Annotated in this window: 5 protein-coding genes; 4 read left to right on the forward strand and 1 reads right to left on the reverse strand. The window is 74.9% G+C overall.

Going from position 1 to position 6,424, the window contains the following annotated elements:
* The 3 genes from AA75_RS28770 to AA75_RS28780 form a co-directional block, all read left to right on the forward strand.
* A partial coding sequence (locus AA75_RS28770) for an ATP-binding cassette domain-containing protein (RefSeq protein ID WP_033823206.1) occupies window positions 1-2,016 on the forward strand: 2,016 nt, incomplete at its 5' end.
* 9 nt (window positions 2,017-2,025) lie between these two features.
* A complete protein-coding gene (locus tag AA75_RS28775) occupies window positions 2,026-2,550 on the forward strand; it encodes a hypothetical protein (RefSeq protein ID WP_033823207.1) in 525 nt (174 codons plus the stop codon).
* Complete coding sequence (locus AA75_RS28780; protein ID WP_033823208.1) at window positions 2,547-3,563, forward strand: serine/threonine-protein kinase; 1,017 nt, start codon at window positions 2,547-2,549, stop codon at window positions 3,561-3,563. Before AA75_RS28775 ends, AA75_RS28780 begins: the two co-directional genes overlap by 4 nt.
* A 7-nt stretch (window positions 3,564-3,570) precedes the next feature.
* Here the strand turns inward: AA75_RS28780 and AA75_RS28785 are convergent, their stop codons facing one another.
* Window positions 3,571-4,830: a streptophobe family protein gene (locus tag AA75_RS28785; protein ID WP_033823209.1), complete on the reverse strand. Its 1,260-nt coding sequence runs from the start codon at window positions 4,828-4,830 to the stop codon at window positions 3,571-3,573.
* Window positions 4,831-5,196: 366 nt separating this feature from the next.
* On the opposite strand from AA75_RS28785, the gene AA75_RS28790 reads away from it, so the two are divergent.
* On the forward strand, window positions 5,197-6,330 hold the full coding sequence (locus AA75_RS28790; protein WP_055731256.1) for a DUF6777 domain-containing protein: 1,134 nt from the start codon (window positions 5,197-5,199) through the stop codon (window positions 6,328-6,330).
* The last annotated feature ends 94 nt before the right edge of the window (window positions 6,331-6,424 follow it).

The following is a 6,424-nucleotide window of genomic DNA, read 5'->3' on the forward strand; positions in this document are numbered from 1 at the left end:
CGCCCCCGCCCGTCCGCCCTGACCTCGATCACCGGCTCCTACCGGCCCCCGACCACGGTCCGGCCGCTGCCCGCCAAGGTGATCAGGATCGGCCGCGCCCCCGACAACGACCTGACCATCGCCGACCTCTCGGTCTCCCGCTACCACGCCGAGCTGCGCGCCCGGCCGGACGGCGCCTACGAGATCGCCGACCTCGGCAGCCACAACGGCACGTACCTCAACGGCCAGCCCGTCCAGCAGCAGATCGTCGGCGAGCAGGATCTGATCGGCATCGGCCACGCGGTGTTCTGCCTGGTCGGCGACGAACTCCAGGAGTTCGTCGACACCGGCGACATCGACCTCGACGTGGAGGGCCTGACCGTCACCGTCGGGGAGGGCCGCAAACTGATCGACGGGATCAGCTTCCCGGTCGGCCAGAAGACCCTGCTCGCCGTCGCCGGACCCAGCGGCGCCGGCAAGTCCACCTTGCTGAACGCCCTCACCGGACTGCGCCCCGCCGACCTCGGCACCGTCCGCTACGACGGCCGGGACCTCTACCGCGACTACGCCGAGCTGCGCCGGCGCATCGGCCTGGTCCCGCAGGACGACATCCTGCACACCCAGCTGCCGGTCCGCCGCGCCCTGCGCTACGCCGCCGAACTGCGCTTCCCCGGTGACACCGAGCCCGCCGAACGGGCGGCCCGGGTCGAGGAGGTGATCGGCGAGCTCGGCCTCGGCAAACGCGCCGACCAGGTGATCTCCAGCCTCTCCGGCGGCCAGCGCAAGCGGGTCAGCGTCGCGCTCGAGCTGCTCACCAAACCCTCCCTGCTCTTCCTGGACGAGCCCACCAGCGGCCTCGACCCGGGCATGGACCGCTCGGTGATGCAGATGCTGCGCGGTCTCGCCGACGACGGCCGCACGGTCGTCGTGGTCACCCACAGCGTGCTCAGCCTCGACCTGTGCGACCGGCTGCTGCTGCTCGCCCCGGGCGGCCGGATCGCGTACTACGGGCCGCCCGGCGAGAGCCTGGAGTACTTCGGCTTCACCCAGTGGCCGGAGGCCTTCGAGGCGTTCGAGAACGAGACCGAACGGGACTGGGCCGGCCAGTACCGCTCCTCCACTCCCTACCGCCGCTACATCGCCTCCGCGATGCAGCGCCCCGGCGGCCAGGAGCAGCCCGGCCCCGAGGCCCCGCCCGCCGTTCACCCGGCGCCGCCACCGCCCCAGCGCTGGCACCGCCAGGTCGGCACCCTGGTCCGCCGCTACGCCAGCGCGCTGACCGCCGACCGGACCTTCCTCGCCGTGATGATCGCGCTGCCGTTCGTGATGGGCGTGATGGCCCGCGCCCTGGCCGGCAGCGCCCTGACCGTCGACACCGCGCTCAACGCGCTGCTCATCCTGTGCGTCGGTGGCGTGCTCACCGGCGCCGCCAACGCGGTCCGCGAACTGGTCAAGGAACGGACCATCTACCAGCGCGAGAGAGCCGTCGGCCTGTCCAGATCGGCGTACCTCTGCTCGAAGATCATCGTGCTCGGCACCATCACCGTGGTGCAGGCCGTGGTGCTGACCATGGTCGCCCTGGTCGGGGTCAAGCTCAGACCCGACGGCGGAGGCGGCGTGCTGATGCCGCCACTGGTGGAGATCACCCTCGCCGTCGCGCTGCTCTCGCTCACCGCGATGATGCTCGGCCTGGTCATCTCGGCGCTGGTGAAGAAGGAAGAGGTGACCATGCCGCTGCTGGTCCTGGTCGCCATCGTCCAGGTGGTCTTCTGCGGCGCGCTGCTCCAGCTGAACGGCGTCCCGGGCCTGCAGCAGCTGTCCTGGCTGATCCCCTCGCGCTGGGCGCTGGCCGCGATGGCCTCCACCGTCGACCTGCACGCGATCGTCCCCGGCGACATCACCTCCGACCCGCTCTTCGCCCACCAGGCCTCCACCTGGCTGATCAACATGGGTGCGCTGGCCGGGCTGGCCGTGGTCTACGGCGTGATCGTGGCCCGGCTGCTGCGCCGCCACGAGCCCGCCGTGATGCGGCGATAGGCGGCGGCGATGGGGAGCCCGTACGAGTTCCGTCCCACCCACGTCGCACCCGCCGACGGACTGCAGACCTGGGCCTCGCCGGACCCCTCGCGGCCCAGCATCCGCCTCGATGCGCTGCTGCCCGTCCGGCTCGCCGGCACCGAGGGCAACTGGGCCCGGATCATCTGCTCCAACGGCTGGTCCGCCTGGGTGGACGGCCGGATGCTGGTCGCCCTGCCGCACCGCCCGCCCGGCACCGGGCAGCCGATCGGCACCACCGAGGACCCGCGCCCGCTGCTGGCCGCCCTGGAGCACGCCCTCGCCGAGTACCGGCAGCTGGTCGACGAGTTCGCCGACGGCCGGATCGACCTGGAGGCCTACCGCGCCCGCAGCCGCGGTCTGCGGCTGGGCGCCGTCCTGGACGGCACCCAGGCCTGGCTGCTCGACCTCGACCACAGCCGCTGGTACTACTGCGACAGCGCCCAGCTGCAGACCCTCGCCACCGTGGACCCGGGCGGCGCCGCCGACCCGGCCGAGCCCGGGAACACCCCGTGACCACCGCCGCCACGGCCGACCTCACCGGCCACCAGCTGGCCGGCTACCGGCTGGAGAAGCTGATCGGCCGCGGCGGCATGGCCGTCGTCTACCGGGCCGAGGACCTGCGGCTCGGCCGGATGGTCGCGGTCAAACTGCTCGCCCCTGAGCTGGCCCGCAACGACGTCTTCCGCCGGCGCTTCGCCCACGAGTCCAAGGTCGCCGCCGCCATCGACCACCCGCACATCGTCCCGGTCTACGAGGCCGGCGAGGCGGACGGCCTGCTCTACATCGCGATGCGCTACGTCCGCGGCCGGGACCTGCGCGCCCTGCTGGACCGCGAGGGCCCGCTCGACGTCGAGCAGACCGTCCGGATCGGCAGCCAGGTCGCCTCCGCGCTGGACGCCGCCCACGCCCACGACCTGGTCCACCGGGACGTCAAACCCGGCAACATCCTGGTCGCCGAGGGCACCGACCACGACCACCCCGAACACGCCTACCTGACCGACTTCGGACTCACCAAGAAGTCTCTGTCGCTCACCGGCCTGACCAGCGTCGGCCAGTTCGTCGGCACCCTCGACTACGTCGCCCCCGAGCAGATCTCCGGCAAGCCGGTGGACGGCCGCTGCGACGTGTACGGCTTCGGCTGCGTCGTGTACGAGATGCTCTCCGGCGGGCCTCCGTTCACCCGGGACGACGACCTCGCCCTGCTCTGGGCCCACCTGCACGACGAGCCGCCGCACCTCAGCGAGCACCGCCCCGACCTGCCGAAAGCACTCGACGAGGTGCTGGGCCGGGCCCTCGCCAAGGCGCCCGAGGAACGCTACGAGGGCTGCCTGCCCTTCATCGCCGCCCTGCGCGACGTGTCGCGCGCCCCCCGGGCGGCCGAAGCCCCGGCCGCCCCCGCCCCGGCCCCCACCGCGGTCGTCTCGCAGCTGATCCCGCCCGAGGCGGTCCCCTCCGCCGGGCCGGACCGGCCGGCGCCCGCGCCGCCGCTCTGGGCCTGGCCGGTCTTCGGCGTCCCCGAGCGGTAGCCGGACCCTACGGGGTGCCGGGCCGCCGGACGCGGGTGGCGACCAGGCCGCCGAGGAATCCGCCCACGGCGCCCCAGCCGACCCCCAGCGCCACCAGGACCAGCAGGTTCGGCCACAGCTCGGTGGCGCCCCGGCCGCCCATGCCCAGCAGCGCCAGGCCGAACGCCGCCGAGATCCGGGTGACCAGCCCGACCAGCAGCATCGCCACCGCCAGCGCCACCGCGAGGTGCAGGGCGTGCCGCCAGGGCGCCGTCCCCGGCCTGGTGTGCAACGCCATGCCGACCCCGGTCAGCAGCACGGCCACCGCCGCCAGCGGCAGCAGCAGCCAGGCATGGCCGTCCTGCTCGGCCAGCGAGCCCAGGTCGAGGGTGACGTCCTGGTTGGAACGCAGCACCGCGGCCAGCGGCTCGGGCATCGGCAGCCCGATGGTGTCCGTCACATGGCCGTGCCAGGACCCGCCGAGGCCGACGCCTAGCGCGATCCAGGCCAGGTTCGGCAGCGCCAGCGTGATCACCGCCAGCGTCTCGCGCGGGCTGCCGTGGACGAAGACCGCCAGCACCCCGATCACCAGGGCCAGCACCACGTACGCCAGCAGCAGGGTCAGCACGGCGTGCGCGGCGGGCCGCACGGCCGAATGGAAGCGCAGCAGCCGGGCCGGCAGCGGGGTCCGCCGGGACACCGCCAGCGCCAGGGCGAGCACCACCAGCAGCCAGACCAGCCCGAGCCCGGCCGCGGCGCCCGGCTCGACCTTGAAGCCGACCTCGGGTGCGCCGCCGATCAGCCCGCCGATCTCGTCCAGCAGGTCCTCGCCGGTGGAGACGGTGAAGCTGTGCTGCGCGCCCAGGGACACCAGCACCACGGCGACCACCCAGAGCGCCGCGGTCCGCAGGACCCGCCCGGCCAGGTCCCTGCCGCCGACCACGGCGTGCAGCCGCAGCGGACGCAGGAACACCGCCCCGGCGGTCAGCGCGCCGACCAGGGTGACCGACAGCGGCAGCGCCGTGATCCCGCCCTGCGCGGTGGCGACGAAGACCGCGCTGCCCTCCAGCTGGGTGGGCACACCGAGCGCCATCAGCACCGTCGCGGCCACCACCGCCCCGAAGCCGCCGCCCGGCAGGCCGTTGGCGCCCGCCAGCCACAGCCCCAGCGCGGCCACCACGGCCATCGCGGCGAGGGCCGCGACCACCGTCGCCAGCGCGGCCAGCCAGCGGTGCAGCTCGCCGGCGGCGGTGACGGAAGGAGCGCTCCGGTGGTCAGTCCGTTGCATGCCGACTCCTGGCAGGCCTGCCCCCCACCGCCCCGGCCGGGACCGGCCGGACCTCTCCAGCTTCGGGCCTGCCGCGGGTAACGGCGAACCGGTGACCGGGAAGTCGCGGAGTGCAGCGGTCGCACCCAGAATGAGGCGGCGGGGGGCCGCCGCTTTGACCCGCAGTGATCCGGAGGAGACCCGGTGAGTTCCCAGCCGCCGCCCGACCCGCCGCCCGAGCAGCCGTCAGACCCGGGTGCGGGCCCGTCCTCGCCGGGCTCGGGCCCCGGCTCCGGCCCGCCGGCCGGTCCGCCGTCCGGCCCGCTCTCCGGCCCCGGACAGGGGCCGGGCTCCGGATCCGACCGGACCCCTGGCGGGCACCCGCCGGTGGGTGCTGATTCCGGTCCGCTGACCGAGCCCATCGGCAAGATCCCCGACTCGACGGTGCCGCCGGTGCCGCCGTCCGGCCCACCGTCGCGGCCGCTGGCCCCGAGCTCCGGCGGCGACGGGAAGCGCCCCTGGTGGCGCGGACGGCGCGGGGTCCTGGTGCTGGCGGGCGCGCTCGTCGCGGCCTGCGTCGCGCTGGTCCTGGTCCTCACCAACAAGCCGTCCAGCGTCGTCGACGTGGCCCTCACCCCGGCCGCCGACGTCGGCCCCGACCCGTTCACCGGCTCGGTCGCCGCCGCGGCCGTGGTCTCGCCCCCACCGGGCGCCTCGGCGTCGGCCGGCGGCACCCGCAGCGGCTCCGACCCGGGCCTGTACGGCGGCAGCAAGTCGGTGGCCAGCTGCGACGTCCCCCAGCTGGACCACTACCTGAACGAGAACCCGGACAAGGCCGCGGCCTGGGCCACGGTCGAGGGCATCCAGCCGTCCGACATCTCCGGCTACCTGGGCGGGCTGACCTCTGTCGTGCTGCGCGAGGACACCCGGGTCACCAACCACGGCTTCAGCAACGGCCAGGCCACCCCCTACCAGGCGGTGCTGCAGGCAGGTACCGCCGTGCTGGTGGACTCCCAGGGCGTGCCCCGGGTGCGGTGCGCCTGTGGCAACCCGCTGCTGCCGCCGAAGCACCAGGGATCGTCGGTGAAGTACAGCGGCATCCCCTGGCCGAGCTTCCACAGCGACGCCGTCGTGGTGGTCAGTCCGGCGCCCTCGCCGGTGCCCAGCCTGGCGGTGGTGGACCCGAACGGCGCAACGGTCACCAAACCGGTCGGCAGCGGCTCGGCCTCGGCCTCCGCCCCACCCTCCGGCCACGGGTCGGCGTCCGCCTCGAAGTCCGGCCCATCGGGCGGCTCCTCGCCCCCGGTCTCCGGGCCCTCCACGGCCGCCTCCTCACCACCGGCCCCGGGCCACTCCTCGGCCGCGTCGCCCGCGCCGGTCTCGCCGGTCTCGCCCAACAGCCCCGCGGTGGGGCCGTCGTCGGGCGGCGCCTCGGTCCAGTCGCAGAGCGCGCCCGTTTCCAGCGCCGGGAGCGTCGCGCCGAACAGCCCCGCGGTGGTGGGGTCGTCGCCGGCGCAGTAGCGGGGCGCGCCCGTCCCCGGTACGGCCCGTGCCCGGCCGTGGGCCGACCGGGCGGTCAGCCCCACCGGCTGCCCCGGCCGGCCACGGCCTGCCG

This window comes from Kitasatospora sp. MBT63 (genome assembly GCF_000710465.2).
Classification (GTDB): Bacteria; Actinomycetota; Actinomycetes; order Streptomycetales; family Streptomycetaceae; genus Kitasatospora.